Annotated in this window: 14 protein-coding genes; 11 read left to right on the top strand and 3 right to left on the bottom strand. The window is 63.2% G+C overall.

Annotated features, from left to right (window positions below; all coding sequences use genetic code 11):
- The first annotated feature begins 4 nt into the window (after nucleotides 1-4).
- The 8 genes from ABI582_RS19810 to ABI582_RS19775 all read left to right on the top strand — a co-directional run bounded on the left by ABI582_RS19810 (nucleotide 5) and on the right by ABI582_RS19775 (nucleotide 9,482).
- Nucleotides 5-1,138 (top strand): acyl-CoA dehydrogenase family protein, encoded by a 1,134-nt coding sequence (locus ABI582_RS19810; protein WP_442120039.1) that lies wholly within the window; start codon nucleotides 5-7, stop codon nucleotides 1,136-1,138.
- Nucleotides 1,110-1,529, top strand: coding sequence for a MaoC family dehydratase (locus ABI582_RS19805; RefSeq protein ID WP_016499783.1), 420 nt, complete (start codon nucleotides 1,110-1,112; stop codon nucleotides 1,527-1,529). Before ABI582_RS19810 ends, ABI582_RS19805 begins: the two co-directional genes overlap by 29 nt.
- A gap of 19 nt (nucleotides 1,530-1,548) precedes the next feature.
- Nucleotides 1,549-2,727 carry a lipid-transfer protein gene (locus ABI582_RS19800; protein WP_442120038.1) on the top strand — a complete coding sequence of 393 codons (1,179 nt, stop codon included), beginning with the start codon at nucleotides 1,549-1,551 and terminating at the stop codon, nucleotides 2,725-2,727.
- A 10-nt stretch (nucleotides 2,728-2,737) separates the two neighbouring features.
- Nucleotides 2,738-3,907: an acyl-CoA dehydrogenase family protein gene (locus ABI582_RS19795; protein WP_442120037.1), complete on the top strand. Its 1,170-nt coding sequence runs from the start codon at nucleotides 2,738-2,740 to the stop codon at nucleotides 3,905-3,907.
- Nucleotides 3,908-3,961: 54 nt separating this feature from the next.
- Nucleotides 3,962-5,149: an acyl-CoA dehydrogenase family protein gene (locus ABI582_RS19790; protein WP_063424349.1), complete on the top strand. Its 1,188-nt coding sequence runs from the start codon at nucleotides 3,962-3,964 to the stop codon at nucleotides 5,147-5,149.
- Between the two features lie 13 nt (nucleotides 5,150-5,162).
- A complete protein-coding gene (locus ABI582_RS19785; protein WP_442120036.1) occupies nucleotides 5,163-6,317 on the top strand; it encodes an acyl-CoA dehydrogenase family protein in 1,155 nt (384 codons plus the stop codon).
- A 4-nt stretch (nucleotides 6,318-6,321) separates the two neighbouring features.
- The gene (locus ABI582_RS19780) at nucleotides 6,322-8,010 is read left to right on the top strand and encodes a class I adenylate-forming enzyme family protein (RefSeq protein WP_442120035.1); all 1,689 of its coding nucleotides are present in this window, start codon (nucleotides 6,322-6,324) and stop codon (nucleotides 8,008-8,010) included.
- Between the two features lie 89 nt (nucleotides 8,011-8,099).
- Nucleotides 8,100-9,482: a DUF1329 domain-containing protein gene (locus ABI582_RS19775; protein ID WP_338747405.1), complete on the top strand. Its 1,383-nt coding sequence runs from the start codon at nucleotides 8,100-8,102 to the stop codon at nucleotides 9,480-9,482.
- A 225-nt stretch (nucleotides 9,483-9,707) separates the two neighbouring features.
- On the opposite strand, the gene ABI582_RS19770 is transcribed toward ABI582_RS19775, so the two are convergent.
- The 3 genes from ABI582_RS19770 to ABI582_RS19760 all read right to left on the bottom strand — a co-directional run bounded on the left by ABI582_RS19770 (nucleotide 9,708) and on the right by ABI582_RS19760 (nucleotide 14,102).
- Complete coding sequence (locus ABI582_RS19770; RefSeq protein WP_442120034.1) at nucleotides 9,708-11,837, bottom strand: oxidoreductase; 2,130 nt, start codon at nucleotides 11,835-11,837, stop codon at nucleotides 9,708-9,710.
- An 82-nt stretch (nucleotides 11,838-11,919) separates the two neighbouring features.
- Nucleotides 11,920-12,750, bottom strand: a complete 831-nt coding sequence (locus ABI582_RS19765) for an alpha/beta fold hydrolase (protein ID WP_132845723.1) — start codon at nucleotides 12,748-12,750, stop codon at nucleotides 11,920-11,922.
- 17 nt (nucleotides 12,751-12,767) lie between these two features.
- A complete protein-coding gene (locus tag ABI582_RS19760; protein ID WP_442120033.1) occupies nucleotides 12,768-14,102 on the bottom strand; it encodes a spinster family MFS transporter in 1,335 nt (444 codons plus the stop codon).
- A gap of 227 nt (nucleotides 14,103-14,329) precedes the next feature.
- Between ABI582_RS19760 and ABI582_RS19755 the strand changes: the two genes are divergently transcribed.
- The 3 genes from ABI582_RS19755 to ABI582_RS19745 are packed head-to-tail and all read left to right on the top strand — an operon-like array spanning nucleotide 14,330 to nucleotide 16,487.
- A complete protein-coding gene (locus ABI582_RS19755) occupies nucleotides 14,330-15,064 on the top strand; it encodes an SDR family NAD(P)-dependent oxidoreductase (RefSeq protein WP_028612907.1) in 735 nt (244 codons plus the stop codon).
- Nucleotides 15,065-15,078: 14 nt separating this feature from the next.
- On the top strand, nucleotides 15,079-15,852 hold the full coding sequence (locus ABI582_RS19750; protein ID WP_338747408.1) for an SDR family NAD(P)-dependent oxidoreductase: 774 nt from the start codon (nucleotides 15,079-15,081) through the stop codon (nucleotides 15,850-15,852).
- 5 nt (nucleotides 15,853-15,857) lie between these two features.
- Nucleotides 15,858-16,487, top strand: a complete 630-nt coding sequence (locus ABI582_RS19745) for a nuclear transport factor 2 family protein (RefSeq protein ID WP_284362400.1) — start codon at nucleotides 15,858-15,860, stop codon at nucleotides 16,485-16,487.
- Nucleotide 16,488: the final 1 nt, after the last annotated feature.

The raw sequence follows: 16,488 nt of genomic DNA, 5'->3' as shown, positions 1-16,488 counted from the left end.
CACCATGGATTTTGAACTCAGCGAAGAGCAGCGTGCCATTGCCGAAATGGCGGGCAGCCTGATGAGCGACTACTGCACCGACGAGCGCCTGCGTGACTGGGACCTCTGCGGGCAAGCCTATATGCAAGACCTGTGGCACAGCTGCGTACAAACCGGCCTGCATGCCCTGGCTATCCCCGAAGCTGCTGGTGGCAGCGGGCTGGGCATGACCGAGCTGGTGCAGATCCTCGATGCCCAGGGCGGTGCCCTGGCGCAGGTGCCGTTGTGGCGTCATCAATTGGCCGCGACCACCCTCGCCGAGTTCGGCGACAAGGCCCTGGCACCGTGGGTGGAACAGGCTGTGGCGGGCTCAGGCTTGCTGACCCTGAGCCTCGATGGCCTGAACACGGTGCGCGGCATCGAGCTCGAGGCCAGAGCCGAAGAGGGCGGGTGGCGCCTCGATGGCCGGGTTGCGGCACTCGCCTTGGCCGAGCAGTCGGTGGCAGCGCTGGTACTGGCCCGGGTGATGGGACAGCCCCGGCTGGTCCTGATAGACCTCAGCCAGTCGGGCATCAGCCGTGTAGCGGGCGTCATGACCCACGGCGAAGCCATAGCCGACCTGGACTTGCGCGGCGTCACCCTGAGCAATCAGCAAGTGCTGCCGGCCGCCGCCCTGGACTGGCTGGCACCGCGTGCAATCGCCTCCCTGGCGGCCTTGCAGTTGGGCGTCAGCGGCGAGCAGGTGCACCGCACCGTGGCCTACGTCAGTGAGCGTCAACAGTTCGGCCGCTGCATCGGCAGTTTCCAGGCCGTGCAAATGAGCATGGCCGACACCCATGTGCACCTGGAGGTGTTGCGCAGTGCCCTGTGGCAATTGTGCTACCGCCTCGACGCCGGTCTGCCGGCCCCTTCGCAAGCCTTGGCCACCGCGTACCTGGCGTGCGAAGCCGGGCACCGCATCGGCCACACCGCACAGCATGTGCATGGCGGCATCGGCGTCGACCTGACGTACCCGATCCATCGCTTTCTCTATTGGAGCCGCGCCCTGAGCAGCGCATTGGGAGGGTCGTCGATGATCCTGGAGCGTCTGGGCGACTGGTTGAGCGATAACACTACCTTGGGATGGAAATATGACCTCGATGAACACCAAGCGCTTTGAAGACGTGCGCCCTGGCGAGCAACTGCCCGAGCTGACGATCCCGATCACGGTTGGCCTGATTGCCGGTGGGGCGATAGCCACACGCGACTACTTTCCCGGTCACCATGACCTGGACGCGGCGCGCGAGCTGGGTTCGCCCCATATCTTCATGAACATCCTGACTACCAACGGCCTGGTGCAACGCTTCATCGAACAGTGGAGCGGCCCGCAGGTGCAGTTCCGTACGCTGAAAATCAAACTGGGCGCGCCGAACTACCCCGGCGACAGCATGACCTTCAGCGGCGAAGTGACCCATCAGGATGCCGCTACGCGCAGCCTGGAAGTGACCCTCAAGGGCAAAAACTCCATGGGCAATCACGTGACCGGCACGGTCGCGCTGGTTCTGCCTTGATCCGCGGGAGACATCACAGATGACGAATTCGTCGATTTCCGGGCGCGCCGCCATTGCAGGGCTAGGCGCGACCGAGTTTTCCAAGAATTCCGGGCGCACCGAACTGCGCCTGGCCATGGAAGCGACCCTGGCAGCGCTCGAGGACGCCGGAATTGACCCTGGCGAAGTCGAGGGTTTCAGTTCCTATTCGGTCGATAAGGTACCGGAGTACGAAATTGCCCGCCTGCTGGGCTGCAAAGACGTCAAGTTCTTCTCCCAGGTGCCCCACGGTGGCGGCGCCGCCTGCGGGCCGGTGATGCATGCGGCGATGGCGGTGGCCACCGGGGTGGCCAAGGTGGTGGTGGTCTATCGGGCGATGAACGAACGCTCCTGGTACCGCTTCGGTACCGGCAGCTATGGCTTTGCCTCGACGCCGACCTTCGAGAACGTGAACTACGGCTGGTACATGCCGCACGGCTTTCACACCCCGGCGGCCTGGGTCGGCATGTTTGCCCAGCGCTACATGCACACCTACGGTGCTACCTCCGAGGACTTTGGCCGGGTGGCGGTGGCAGTGCGCGATTTTGCCGCCACCAACCCCCAGGCATTTTTCTACGGCAAGCCCATCACCCTTGAAGAACACCAGGCCTCGCGCTGGATCTGCGAGCCGTTGCACCTGCTGGACTGTTGCCAGGAGTCCGATGGCGCGGTGGCCATGGTGATCACCTCGGCCGAGCGGGCCAGAGACCTCAAGCAAAAGCCTGTGATCATCAAGGCCGGCTCCCAGGGCATCAGCGCCGGGCAACAAGTGATGACCTCCTACTACCGCGACGACATTACCGGGCTGCCGGAAATGGGTGTGGTCGCCAAAGAGCTTTACAGCCAGTCGGGCCTGGGCCCGGAGGCGTTGCAGACTGCCGTGATCTACGACCACTTCACGCCATTCGTACTGCCGCAACTGGAAGAATTCGGCTTTGCAAGGCGCGGTGAGGCCAAGGAATTCATCCGTGCCGGGCACCACGCCCGTGGCGGCAAACTGCCAATCAATACCCACGGCGGGCAGTTGGGCGAAGCCTACATCCACGGCATGAACGGCATCGCCGAAGCCGTGCGGCAGGTTCGGGGTACGGCGGCCAACCAGGTGGACAGTGTCGAAAACGTGTTGGTGACCGCCGGAACCGGCGTGCCCACCAGCGGCCTGATTCTCGGCGGGGTATAAGGAGCGTCCCATGTTCGTCGATCTCACCCCCGAACAGCATGCCCTGAGGCTGAAGGTCCGGGACTATTTCCAGAACCTGATGACCCCCGAGCTTCGCCAGCAGATGCGCGGCACCGAAGGCGGCGAGCTGTTTCGCCGCACCATCGCCCAGATCGGCCGTGACGGCTGGCTGGCGGTTGGCTGGCCGAAGGCCTATGGCGGCCAGGGTTACGCGGCCACCGAGCAATTGATCTTCTTCGAAGAAGCCAACATCGCTGGCGCACCGCTGCCGTTCGTGACCATCAGCACCGTTGGCCCGGCCCTCATGGCCCACGGCTCGGCGCTGCAAAAAGAAAAATTCCTGCCCGGTATCGCCGCCGGCGAGATCAACTTTGCCATCGGCTACTCCGAAGCCAGTGCCGGCAGCGACCTGGCCGTGCTGAAAACCACCGCGCGCGAAGACGCCGACGGCTTTTTGGTCAACGGCAGCAAACTGTGGACCTCGGGCGCCGACTCGGCCGACTACATCTGGTTGGCGGCACGTACCGACCCGGAGCAGGCGCGGCACAAGGGCATCTCGATCCTGATTCTCGATACCCAGGCCGAAGGCTTCTCCAGTACGCTGATTCCGACCTCCGGAAACCCCACGGCCGCCACGTATTACGATAACGTGCGGGTGCCGAGGGATATGCTGGTGGGCGAACTGCACGGTGGCTGGAAACTCATCACCGCACAGCTCAACCACGAGCGCCTGGGCCTCGGGGCCTGGTCAGACAAGGTCGTCAGCCTGTTCAGCCGGGTGTACCTGTGGGCACGTTGTGCCGATGAGCAGGGCCAGCGTGCTACCGACCATGCCTGGGTGCGCCGCGATCTGGCCGAGTGTTATGCCCGGCTCGAAGCCATGCGCCTGATCAACTTCCGTATTGCCGCGGACCTTGAGCATGACCGCGTCGATGTCGCGCTGGCCTCGACCACCAAGGTCTACGGCTCGGAATCGGCGATCGAGATCCTGCGCAAGCTGTCGGCCATTGTCGGTGCCAGCGGCCTGACGCGGGCGGGTTCTGCGGCGGCTTATCTGCTCGGCGAGCTGGAGTACGAAGTGCGCGCCTCGGTGAACCTGACCTTCGGCGGTGGTACCAATGAAATCCAGCGCGAGTTGATTGCCCAGTTCGGCCTGGGCATGCCGCGCACGCAACGCTGAGTCACCGTTGTACCCTTGAAGCGAATAACAATAACGTCCCTTTCAGGTGAACGAATGAGCGCAATCGAGCAGTTCAGGCAAGCGACGCGCCAATGGCTGGAGGCCAATTGCCCGCCATCGCTGCGCACGCCCACCCCCGACGGCGAAATCGTCTGGGGTGGCCGTCAAGTAGACTTTCCCAGCGAAGACGCCCGGCTCTGGTTCGAGCGTATGCGTGACAAAGGCTGGTTCTGCCCGCAATGGCCCAGCGAATACGGCGGTGGCGGGTTGAGCGCCGAGTACAACGCGGTGCTGGAAAGCGAGCTGCGCCGGCTAAAGTGTCGGCCCGCGCAGATCAACCTGGGCATCTGGATGCTCGGCCCGGTGCTGCTGGAGTTCGGTAGCGAAGCGCAGAAGCAGGCGCTGCTGCCACCGATGTGTCGCGGCGAAGTGCGATGGTGCCAGGGCTTCTCCGAACCCAATGCCGGTTCCGACCTCGCCAGCCTGAAAACCTCGGCGGTGGCCGATGGCGATGACTTCGTGATCAACGGCACCAAGATCTGGACCTCCTATGGCGACAAGTCCGACTGGATGTACGCCCTGGTGCGCACTGATCCGAAAGCGCCCAAGCACCAGGGGATCAGCCTGATCGTGCTGGACATGAAAAGCCCCGGGGTGAGTGTTTCACCGATTGACCTGATCAGCGGCAAATCGGCTTTTTGCCAAGTGTTCTTCGATAACGTGCGTGTTCCGCAAAGCCAGTTGATCGGGCCGCTCAACGGTGGCTGGAACCTGGGCAAGAGCCTGCTGCAGCACGAGCGCAAGGCCATGTCCAAGTTCGGCGAGTTCAGCCTGCCCACGCACTTTCACCTGCTGCCGTTGATCGAACGCTACCTGCCCGACAGCCAGGCGCCTGCCGACCAGGCCCTGCGTGCTCGGGCCCAGGCCTGCGCGATGAATGAACATGCCTACAACCTGACCGTGCAGCGCATGGGCGAGGAGGCCCGGGCTGGCCTGGATATCAGCGCGATCATGGCCATCATGAAACTGGTGCATACCGAGCAGGAGCGCGACAAGTTCGAGATTCTCCTCGATGCCCTTGGCTACCGCGCGCTGGGCGTTGAAGGCGAGCCGTTCAGCAGCCAGGAACTGGCGATTACCCGTGGCTGGCTCAACAGCTATGCCCTGACCATTTCCGGCGGTTCGTCGGAGGTGCAGTTGAATGTCATCGCCAAGCGGGTCTTGAACCTGCCCAGCGCTTGAGGGGAGTTTGAACATGAGTCTGGTGTATAGCGAAGAGCAACGCCTGTTGGCCGACAGCGCCCGCGAATTCCTCGCGGCGCGCAGCCCGGTGGCGGCGCAGCGGCGTCTGCGCGATGAGGCAAGCGTGCCAGGGTATGACCCGCAGCTGTGGCAAGAAGCCGTGGGCCTGGGCTGGAGTGGCATTCCATTTCCCGAGGCGTTGGGCGGGCTTGAATTCGGCTGCATGGGCCTGGGGCCGATTTTCGAGGCCATGGGCAGAAACCTCTCGGCTTCACCCTTGTTGTCCAGTGTGGTACTCGGTGGCTCGCTGATCCACCTGGCTGGCGGCGCGGCGCAACAGGACCAGTGGCTGACGGCGGTGATCAGTGGCGAGCGGCGCGTGGCCCTGGCACTGGATGAAAAGCCGCGCCATGCCCCTGAGCATACGGCACTGACGGCGACGGCCGAGGCTGGTGGTTATCGTCTGGATGGCGAGAAATTCTTCGTCATCGATGGCCTGGGCGCCGATGCCTACCTGGTAGCGGCGCGCACCAGTGGCCGCGCGGGTGAGAAGCAGGGCATCAGTGTATTCCTGATCCCGGCGAACACACCGGGCTTGCAGGTCAGCGCATTGACGCTGATCGACTCGCGCAATTGCGCGCGGCTGCGTCTGAATGCCGTGCAAGTGGCCAGCGAAGCTTTGCTCGGTACGGTCGGTGGGGCTTGGTCGGTGCTGGACGAGGCGCTGGACCGGGGACGTGCTTGCCTGGCCGCCGAGTTGCTCGGCGCTGCCGAGCAACTGTTTGCCATGACCCTGGAATACCTCAAGACCCGCGTGCAGTTCGATGTGCCCATCGGTTCGTTCCAGGCACTGCAACATCGGGCCGCGCGCTTGCATGTGGAGTTGCAGCTGGCCCGCAGCGCGGTGATGGCGGCGTTGGCCGCACTCGATGACAACGCGTTGAGCGCGGCCGAGCGCGGGCGGCTGGTGAGCCTGGGCAAATGGAAGGCCGGCGAGGTGGCCGCCCAGGTCAGCGATGAGGCGGTACAGATGCACGGTGGCATCGGTGTCACCGATGAACTGGACGTCGGCCTTTACCTCAAGCGGGTTCGCGTGGCCCAGGCGTGCCTGGGTGACAGTGATTTCCAGTGCGCGCGCTACGCCGCTTTTGCGTCTTTGGAGAACTAAGAACATGAAGTTGGAACAGTGGCGCAACGCCTGGCAGCAATTGATTGGCCCTGGTTCGCCGTTCGAGGTGGTGTCTTCGCCCAGCGACGGCCTGCGGTATTTTCGCCATGCACCTGCGAGCTTGCTCGAAGCCATCGATGCAGGCCGTGCGCACGGTGAGCGTGAGTTTCTGGTGTGGGAGCAGCAACGGCTGACGTTCGCCGGCTTTTTCGATCAGGTCGACCGCCTGGCTGCGCAACTGGCGCAGCGCTTCGGGGTAAAGCAGGGTGATCGAGTGGCCATTGCCATGCGCAATCAGCCTGCCTGGCTGGTGGCCTTTGTCGCGGTGCAGCGTTGTGGCGCGGTGTGCGTGCCGTTGAACAGCTGGGGCCTGCGTGACGAATTGTTCCATGGCCTGCAAGACAGCGGTGCGCAGGTGCTGGTCTGTGACGAACAACGCCTGCAGTTGCTGACCAGCGACCTGCTCGCGCAGCGACTGGTCAGCATTGTGGTTGGCATGCCGGCGGGGCAAGCATTAGCGGCCAACTGCCAGCGTTTCGAAGAGCTGATCCAGGGGCCGCTGCTGGCGCTGCCGGCCATCGAGATCAATCCGGCTGACCCGGCGCTTATCCTCTACACCTCTGGCACCACCAGCCGGGCCAAGGGTGTGCTGTCCAGCCATCGGGCCATTTGCCAGGCACTGGCAGCGCTGGAGTTCCAGTCGGCGTTCTGCGCCGTGAGTTCGCCCGAGCGGATCCAGGCGGTGATCGCCAGTGGCCTGGCGCCGACCAACCTGATGGCGGTGCCGCTGTTCCATGTCAGTGGCCTGCACGCGCAGTTTTTGCTGGGGCTGCGCAGCGGCCGGCGCTTGTTGCTGATGTATAAATGGGACGTGGACAAAGCCTTCGACCTGATTCGCGACGAGCGCTGTACCCAGTTCAATGGTGCACCGGTGATGATGCAGCAATTGCTTGGCTCGCCGCGGTTTGCCAGCACCGACAGCGACAGCCTGTACGGCCTCGGCCTGGGCGGGGCTGTGGCTTCCAGCCGGCTGCTGGCGCACATCAGCAAGCGCAAGCCCCATGCAATTGGTGGCAGTGGCTATGGCCTGACCGAGAGCAACGGCATCGGTGCCGCAGTGGGCGGCGATCAGTTCGTCTACAAGCCCGACTCGGTGGGCTGGCCGCTGCCGATCGTAGATGTATGCATCGGCCCGGACCCGTACTCACCGCTACCCGCGGGGCGCAGCGGTTTGATCTGGCTACGTTCGCCGACCCTGATGAACGCCTACTGGCAGTTGCCCGAAGCCAGTGCCGAGACCTTGCGCGACGGTTGGCTCGACACCGGTGATATTGGCCATCTGGACGACGAGGGTTTCCTGTACATCACCGACCGTGCCAAGGACCTCATCAACCGGGCGGGCGAGAAGATATCCGCCAGTGAAGTGGAGTCGTGTATCTGCGAAATGCCTGGAGTGACCGAAGCGGCCGCCTTTGCCCTGGCCGATGAGGAACTGGGCGAGCGCCTGGCCCTGGTGTTGCGCAGCGACCTGCAGCCAGCGCCGACCCACGAGCAGGTGTGCGCCTTTATCGGCCAGCGCCTGGCGGCCTACAAGGTGCCAGCCGAGGTACACCTGCGCCGCGATCCGCTGCCGCGTAATGCGTCGGGCAAGGTGATCAAGGGGCAACTGAAGGAATCATTGGTCGGCGCCTGACTGATTAGTCTTTCCGGACGATGTACTCCCCCGCAGATCAGGAACAATGGAGGTACCCCAGTAGTCCTGGTCTGCGAAGGAGTCAACCGATGAAAATAACAACAAAAGGCGTGATGTTCGTAGCTGCAGTGGCCGCCAATGTCGGCCTGCAAGGCAACGCACTTGCGCAAGTGTCGCCTGAAGAGGCTGCCAAACTCGGCAAGGAACTGACCTGTGTCGGTGCCGAGAAAGCCGGTAATGCCGAGGGCACCATTCCGCCCTACACCGGCAAGTACCTTGGCGAAGTGCCGGGCTGGAACCATGTGAAGTTCTCTGGCGATCAACCTGTCGACCCTTACGCGAACGAACAGCCCATCCTGGTGATCACCGCGCAGAACATGGGCCAGTACGAGAGCCATTTGACCGAAGGCCAGAAGGCCCTGCTCAAGCGCTACCCCACCACCTACAAAATGAACATCTACCCGGGGCACCGGGACTTCCGTTACCCGGACTATGTCTGCGAGCGGGCGATGAAGAACGCCTTGAGCGCCAAGCTGGTCGACGACGGCATGGGCATCGAGGGGATTGGCCAAGTCCCGTTCCCGATTCCGAAAAACGGCATGGAGCTGCTGTGGAACCACCAGTTGCCGGCACGGGCCTACACCGAAGAAAAGGTCAGCGACCTGGCTTCGGTGTTGCCAAACGGCAGCATCGGCTGGGGCCGCGCCTATGCGCGCAACCTCTCTCAAGCCAACTCACCGACCGTCGAGCCAAAAACCGAAGGCCAGATACAGGCCATGAGCTGGAACACCACCTTGAAGCCAGTGCGCGACAACGGTGTGGTGAGTATTTCGCAAGAGCCCTATAACTTCCTCGCCAACCCTCGCCAGGCCTGGAGCTACAGCCCGTCCACCCGGCGTGTGCGGCAACTGCCTGGCTACGGGTACGATCAGCCGATGATCGGCACCAACGGTACCATGACGGTTGACGAAGACCGCCTTTACAACGGTTCGCCCGAGCGCTTCAACTGGACGCTGATCGGCAAGCGCGAAGTCTACGTGCCGGCCAACGCCTTCAAACCCAATACCGGTGACATCAAGTACGCCGACATGCTTACCCCCAACCACCCCAACCCCGACTACATGCGCTACGAGCTGCGCCGTGTGTGGGTGCTTGAGGCCAAGTTGAAAGAAGGCTACCGCCATGTGTACGGCAAGCGTGTGCTGTTTATTGACGAAGACACCTGGAACGCAGTGGTTGCGGACAACTATGACAGCCGTGGTGCGTTGTGGAAGCACGCGATGATCAACTACTACTACCACCCGGACATGAGCGCCTGGCAGGCCGGTTCGCAGTTCTTCATGGACCTGAACTCGGGCCAGTACACCGGCTACGCCATGACCAACGAATCGAAGAAAGGACCGATTCTCAACGAAGCCAAATTCACCCCGGACATGTACACCGCCGATGCGGCGAGGGCGATGGGGCGGTAACGACAAAGCCAAAAAAACCTAGGTAAGCACCTTGATGCTGTTCACTTAAGATCGTCGGGGCCGCTCTGCGGCCCTTTCGCGGCACAAGGCCGCTCCTACAGAATCCGCGTGAGCCCCGTGAAGATTGGCTAACGCGGTCGTGGTAGGAGCGGCCTTGTGCCGCGATGGGCTGCGCAGCAGCCCTAAGTGAACATTATCAAGGCGAGAACCTGGGTTTTTTTGGCTTCAGGCTTCTCGCCCAGCGCGATTGCCCGCGGCGATGGCGCCTTCGATGTAACCCAGGCTCTCACAGTCACCAATGCTGACAACCTTTAACCCGGCACTGCTCAGTGCATCGCTCAGGCGGGTATCAGGCGTCGCACCACTGGCCAGCACCACCGAATCACCGCGCACCTCGGCAGCTTCACCTTCGGCTGTCTGATAGCGCACGCGGGTACCGTCGATGGCGGTAACGCTCACCCCAGTCAGCAGCTGCCCACCGTGCACACGGATGCCATGCAGCACCCGCCAACGCCGCACAATGGCCAGTTCGCGGCCCAGGTGGCCGCTGCTTTCCAGCACACACACCTGACGCCCACGTACAATCAGGAACTCTGCCAGCTCCAGCCCCACCAGCCCACCGCCGACAATGATCACGCGCTTGCCCAGGGGCATCCACACGCGTGACAGCTTTTGCATGGCGTCGGTGCTGTCGGTGACGCCGATCAGGTTGCCGGCCCTCATCAGGGTGCGCTGCGTCAGCGACAGCTTGCGCCGGGCGATCTCTTCGGCACGGTCGCCGGTCATCAGCCGGCGCAGTTCATCACCACTCCAGACATGATCCTGCTCGGCGCCTGGGATGCCCGGTGCGGCGCGCTGTGCGCCGGTGGCAACAATCACTTGATCGACGCCCAGGTCGCGCAGCAAGGCTGCATCCACCGTACTGCCCATGCGTACATCGATGGGCAGTTGCCGCACCTGGTACAGCAGGTTGTCGAGCAGGCGTCCGTTTTCGGGGTAGGCGAGGGCAGCAAAGAACAGGGTGCCGCCCAGGCGGTCACTGCGCTCGAGCAGCGTCACGCGATGGCCACGCAATGCCGCCACGCGCGCGGCTTCCAAGCCCGCCGGGCCACCGCCGATCACCGCAACATGTTGCGGGGCTGCAACCGGCGCGATGATGCGCTCGCTTTCATGGCCGGTTTGCGGGTTGACCGCGCATTTGACCCGCTCGTTGATAAAGATCTGGCTGACACACACATAGCAGTAAATGCACGGTCGAATGGCCTGCAGCTCACCAGCCTGCAGTTTGTTGGGCAATTGTGGGTCGGCCAGCAACTTGCGGCCCATGGCGATGAAATCACACTGGCCGGCGGCAATCGCGGCGTCGCCGGTTTCTGGTTCGATACGCCCGACGGCAATAACCGGAATGCTCACGCATTGCTTGATGGCCGCTGTCCATTGGAGAAAAGCCCCGGGCTTTTGCACCAGCGGCGCTTCGGTAAAGGCCACGCCGCTACTGGTCATGGCGTAGGCCGAGACACTGACTGCATCGGCGCCGGCGCCCTCAGCCAGGCGGGCAACCGCCTTGGCATCGTCGAGGGTGATGCCACCGGGGGTGAGCAGTTCTTCGGCATCCAGCCGCAACCAGACGCCAAAGCCGGTGCCAACCCGCGCGCGTATGGCGGCCAGGACCTCAAGCAGCAAGCGCGCACGGTTTTCCACTGTGCCACCGTATGCGTCTGCACGGCGGTTGTAATACGGCGATAAAAAGCCGGCGATGATGTAGTTGTGCGCGGCATGGATTTCCACACCGTCGAACCCGGCGCGCTGTGCACGCTCGGCAGCGGCTGCGAACCACTCGACCATCTGTGCGATGTCGTCCTGGTCCATCACCCGCATCTCGATCCCGCCTTTGCGACCGCGTACGGCGCTGACAAAGGAGGCGAGCTCTTCCGGGGTCAAGGCCTGCATCATGTCGGAGGTACTGGCCGGGGGCAACGACGGCACCCACAGCGGCCGGCCCGCAGCCATGTCCCGTATGGCGTTCTTGCCGGCGTGCTGCAGCTGCATGGCGATCTTTGCACCGTGCCTGTGCACGCGTTCAGCCAGTTGGGCAAGGCCCGGGATGAATTCATCAGAAGAGACACCGACCTGGTACGGCTCGGCGGTACCGGCGGGGAAGGCGACGGCGCACACGCCCATGATCAACAGCCCGGCACCGCCTTCGGCACGTGCTTCGTAGTAGGCCTGGATACGTTCGCCACAGTGCCCGTCGGCTTCGGCGAAGTTGGAGCCCATGGGCGCCATGATGATGCGATTACGCAGTTGAAGGGGGCCGATGCGGCCAGGCGCAAGCAAGTGGGAGAGTTTTGTCATTGTTATGTCAGCCCTTGGTAGAAGCCAGTCGATACGACAGCGGCCAGGTTGCTGCTGTCGCAAGGTACGTTGCGTACGACGACTAGGCTTGGCGCAGGAACTCGAGGCAGGAACGGTTGAACAACTCACGGTGCTCCACCTGAACCCAATGTCCACAGCGATTGAGCAGAATAAAGCGGGCGTCAGGGGCGTTGTCGAGCACTTTCATCGCGCCACCGACCGGGTTGAAGTTGTCGTTGGTGCCCCAGAACCCCAGAATCGGTACCCGCAGCTCCTCGAGGCGCTCAGTCATGTTCGGCACCATCATGGTCGAGAACAGGCAGTGCGGCTGATATTGGGCTACGGCGACGCGTTCGGCCAGCAGGCTGTCGGGCAGTTGCGAGGCATCGAACAGCTGAAGGCTCATGATCTGGCGCATTTTGTCGATGTCGAGCGGGCCGGCATTGAACAGCTCGACCATGCGCTGAATACCGATCTTCTTGAAGTAGGTTTCGCGCTCTTCGACACCGCCCGGGGCCATGAGGATCAGCTTGTCGAGCAATTGCGGTTCGGCCAGCCCCAGGCCAATGGCGATGGCGCCACCCAGGGAGTTGCCGAGTAGCGTGCAACGTTGCACTTCAAGGGCCTTGAGCAAGCCGGACACGGCGTTGACGAAGAAATCCAGGTTGTACTGGACGTTGTCGGGCTTGTCCGAACGGCCGAAGCCGGGCAGGTCGATCACCAGGTTACGAAAGCCGGCCGCAACGAAGTCGGGGTAGTTGCCCTTGAAGTTGCTGTAGCCACTGGCGCCCGGGCCACTGCCATGCAACCACACCACGACGGGGCCGCTGCCTTCGTCGAGGTAATGCAGGCGCAGGCCGTTGTCGAGGGTGACGAAGTGGCCGATAGGCAACGGTAGGTCTTGTTCTGACATCTTCGAATCTCCATTGATCAGGCAGTTACGGCATTTTCAGGGGTGGCAGTCGGTGCAGCCGATCGCTGCAGTTGGGCGCGGTAGCGGGGCAGGGCCATGCCCAGGAATACGGTCGAGAGCATCAGCATCGAAATGGAGGCGGCCAGCGCGTAGCGCAGCGCCTCGGTGCCGAGGGCCGGAGCGAACAGATCGCTGAGTACCCCGATCAGCAGCGGGCCAACGCCGACACCCAGCAGGGTCATGGCCATGACGAAGATTGAAGTTGCCTGGGCCAGGCGCGCTGCCGGGAACAAATGCGTGACGGCGCCCAGGCACGGGGTCGCCCACCAGGTACCAAAGAAGGCAAAACCTGCATAGAAGAGAAATGCGGTCGGTACCGGGGTGCTACCCAGGTGGAACAGAATGCCGGTTGGCCAGAGGAAGTACGCCAACGCGAACGGGATACTGACCAGGGTGGCAAGCAGCGGTACGCCGATCTGCCAGCCGGCATCACGGCGGGCCATGCGGTCGGAAATGATGCCGCAGGCCAAGGTGCCGAAGGTGGCACCGCTGCCGCCCACCACGCCGACCAGAAAGCCTGCATCCTGCAGGTTCAAACCGTGGGAGCGGATCAGGAAACTCGGGCTCCAGGTGCCAATCGCATAGCCGGCGATGGCGCTGGACGCGCCGGTCAGCACCAGCCAAAGGAACGATGGGGTCTCCATCAGCTTGGCCACTGTCTTTGCCCAGCCTTCCTGAACGACCTGGACCTTGGTCTGCACTTCGCTGGCAATTTTCGGCGCACGGACCGTAAGCCACAGCAGCAGCCCCAGCAGGATGCCCGGTACGCCAATGATCAGGAACGCCGAGCGCCAGCCGTAATGCTGGGCGATCCAGCCACCGAATCCGAGGCCGAATATGGCGCCGAAGCTTGAGCCGAGCATCAGGATGGACAGCGCAGTGGAGCGATTTTTTGCTGGGTAAAGCTGCGAAATCATCGCCACCGAAGGCGCCGTGCCGCCCGCTTCACCAACGGCTACGCCGATCCGCGCCAACACCAGCAGCCAGAAGCTGGTGGCCAGGCCGCAGGCCATGGTCATCACACTCCAGGCAATGCAGCAGGCGGCAATAACCGGTTTCGGCCCGATACGGTCGGAAAGCCGGCCCAGGGGGAAGCCGAACAGGGTATAGAACACCGCAAATGTCACCCCCGAGAGCAGGCCGATGCCCGTGTCGGAAATGCCGAACTCCGCCTTGACCGGCTCGATCAGGATCGCCATCAGCTGCCGGTCGATGTAGTTGAAGATGTAAATCACGGCCAGCACGAACAGTGCGTAGTGGCTACGCCAGGTAACGCGGTTGGAAGAGTTCACGACGGGTGCTCCCGGTTTTGTTCTAGTGAGCAGGAGCGTGGCGCCGATCACGCTCGGGCACATCGTCCATTCAGACCACTTGCTTGCGGCACTTCGGGCAAGCGCGGCTGCGTAGTCTTATCGGACGATGTTGCGGTTTTGTACAGGGTTAATGATTTGTCCCGTGCTCGATCATCCAGCGCGTTGTGCCGGTGATTGGGGAAGCCAAGGCTTGCGGGAGATCAACGATGAAGTTAGCGAACAAAGTGGCCCTGATCACGGGCGCCGGGCAAGGCATGGGGCGGGCGATTGCCCAGCGCTTTGCCGAGGCCGGCGCACGGGTGGTGGCGGCCGACATCAACCTGCAGGCTGCCGAGCAGACGATCGAAGGGCTCGGTGAGCACGCCCTGGCGCTGGCGTGCAACGTCGCCGACAGCGACTCGGTGGCGGCGGCGATGCACAGGCTGGAAGCCCGTTTCGGCGCCCTCGACATCCTGGTGAATAACGCCGGTGTCGGTTCAGTCGACAGCTTTGTCGACACCCCGGACGCGCACTGGCAGCGGGTCATTGGGGTGAACCTCACGGGCACCTTTCTGTGCAGCCGTGAAGCGGTCCGGCTGATGCAAAAGCACGCCATTCAGGGGGTGGTGATCAATATTTCCAGCACCGCCGCGATGACTGGCGAAGGCCCAAGCCATTACTGCGCAGCCAAAGCCGGCGTCATGGGGCTGACCCGCAGCATGGCGCGGGAGCTGGCCGCCAGCGGCATCCGCGTCAACACCTTGGTGCCCGGCCCGACCAACACCCCGATGATGGCCGACATCCCCGATGAGTGGCTGCAGGGCATGCTCAAGGCAATCCCCCTGGGCCGTATGGGTGAGGTCGATGAGATCGCCCGCGCCGCCGTGTTTCTGGCCAGTTCCGACGCCAGCTTCATCACCGGTCAGAACCTCGCCGTCAACGGCGGCATGGCCTTCATTTGAACCGGGAGCAGGCAATGAGCACACGACTTCAAGGCAAGATCGCATTCATTACCGGCGCCAGCTCCGGGATTGGTGCCGCCACCGCCCGACGCTTTGCCCAGGAGGGCGCCACCGTGGTGCTCTGCGGGCGTAATCAGGCGCCATTGGAAGCTGTGGCCAGCGCCATTCGCGAAGCGGGTGGCAACGCCCATTGGCAGGTCGCCGATGTCAGCGATGAGCAAGCCTTTGTCGGCGCAATCGAAGCCGCAGCGCAGCAGCATGGCCGCCTGGACATCCTGGTCAACAACGCCATGGCCTACACCTGGGGTGCCATCGACAGCACCAGCACGGGCGACTGGCACGCCAACTTCCGCACCACCGTGGACGGCACGTTCTGGGGCACGCGCACGGCCATGGCGCTGATGAAAGCCCAAGGCGGCGGGGCCATCGTCAACATCGCCTCGATCTGCGGGTTGTTCGGTACGCCCTGGATGGCCGGCTACTCGGCAGCCAAGGCCGCGGTGATCAACTTCAGCCGCGCTGCAGCCAGCGAAGGGGCGGCCAACAGGATCCGCTGCAACGTGGTGGTCCCGGGCGTCATCGAAACCCCGGCAACCGCGGGCATGCTGGCCGACGCCAAGGCCCGTGGCAACACCGAGAAACTCATCCCGCTGCGCCGTATCGGCCAGGCGCAGGAGGTAGCCAACGCGATTCTGTTCCTGGCCAGCGACGAAGCGTCCTATATCACCGGCGCGTGTGTGCCGGTGGATGGCGGGCGCAGCTCGGAACTCTACACGGTGCTGGAGTGATGAGCATGGAACCGAACACGTTGTTGGCCCGCATCGACCGGCTTGAGTCGATTGAGGAAATTCGTCAATTGGCGGCCAAGTACTCGCTGTCGCTGGACATGCGCGACCTCGATGCCCACGTCAATCTGTTTGCCGAAGACATCCGCGTCGGCCGCGAAAAGACCGGCCGCGCGCACCTGAAAGCATGGGTCGATGCCACCTTGCGCGATCAGTTCAGCGGCACCTCGCATCACCTGGGCCAGCACATCATCGAACTGCTTGACGCCGACAATGCCGTTGGCGTGGTGTATTCCAAGAACGAGCATGAGACCGGCCCCGAGTGGGTGACCATGCAAATGCTTTATTGGGATGACTACCAGCGCATTGATGGCCGCTGGTACTTCCGTCGCCGCCTGCCGTGCTACTGGTACGCCAGCGACCTCAACAAGCCGCCGATCGGCGAGCGAAAGATGCGCTGGCCAGGGCGTGAACCCTATGCCGGCAGCTTCCACGACCTGTTCCCGTCGTGGGCCGAGTTCTGGGCGCAGCGCCCGGACAAGGACCAACTGCCCGATGTCGCCCCGGCCGCGCCCCTGGAACACTTTCTAGCCACCCTGCGACGCGGTGCTGCGGCACCGAAGATTCGTGTGCGCTGAG

The sequence above is a fragment of the Pseudomonas sp. SAS7 genome, assembly GCF_052112345.1.
GTDB lineage: Bacteria > Pseudomonadota > Gammaproteobacteria > Pseudomonadales > Pseudomonadaceae > Aquipseudomonas > Aquipseudomonas putida_Q.
The sequence above is the reverse complement of the archived record's forward strand: the minus strand, read 5'-3'. Positions and strand labels throughout refer to the sequence as shown.

Excerpts from the sequence above, each read along its gene's own strand:
- ABI582_RS19755 (WP_028612907.1), top strand. The coding sequence starts at position 14,330 with ATGAAGTTAGCGAACAAAGTGGCCCTGATCACGGGCGCCGGGCAAGGC.
- ABI582_RS19805 (WP_016499783.1), top strand. The coding sequence starts at position 1,110 with ATGACCTCGATGAACACCAAGCGCTTTGAAGACGTGCGCCCTGGCGAG.
- ABI582_RS19775 (WP_338747405.1), top strand. The coding sequence starts at position 8,100 with ATGAAAATAACAACAAAAGGCGTGATGTTCGTAGCTGCAGTGGCCGCC.
- ABI582_RS19780 (WP_442120035.1), top strand. The coding sequence starts at position 6,322 with ATGAAGTTGGAACAGTGGCGCAACGCCTGGCAGCAATTGATTGGCCCT.
- ABI582_RS19750 (WP_338747408.1), top strand. The coding sequence starts at position 15,079 with ATGAGCACACGACTTCAAGGCAAGATCGCATTCATTACCGGCGCCAGC.
- ABI582_RS19795 (WP_442120037.1), top strand. The coding sequence starts at position 2,738 with ATGTTCGTCGATCTCACCCCCGAACAGCATGCCCTGAGGCTGAAGGTC.
- ABI582_RS19785 (WP_442120036.1), top strand. The coding sequence starts at position 5,163 with ATGAGTCTGGTGTATAGCGAAGAGCAACGCCTGTTGGCCGACAGCGCC.
- ABI582_RS19800 (WP_442120038.1), top strand. The coding sequence starts at position 1,549 with ATGACGAATTCGTCGATTTCCGGGCGCGCCGCCATTGCAGGGCTAGGC.
- ABI582_RS19810 (WP_442120039.1), top strand. The coding sequence starts at position 5 with ATGGATTTTGAACTCAGCGAAGAGCAGCGTGCCATTGCCGAAATGGCG.
- ABI582_RS19770 (WP_442120034.1), bottom strand. The coding sequence starts at position 11,837 with ATGACAAAACTCTCCCACTTGCTTGCGCCTGGCCGCATCGGCCCCCTT.
- ABI582_RS19765 (WP_132845723.1), bottom strand. The coding sequence starts at position 12,750 with ATGTCAGAACAAGACCTACCGTTGCCTATCGGCCACTTCGTCACCCTC.
- ABI582_RS19790 (WP_063424349.1), top strand. The coding sequence starts at position 3,962 with ATGAGCGCAATCGAGCAGTTCAGGCAAGCGACGCGCCAATGGCTGGAG.
- ABI582_RS19745 (WP_284362400.1), top strand. The coding sequence starts at position 15,858 with ATGGAACCGAACACGTTGTTGGCCCGCATCGACCGGCTTGAGTCGATT.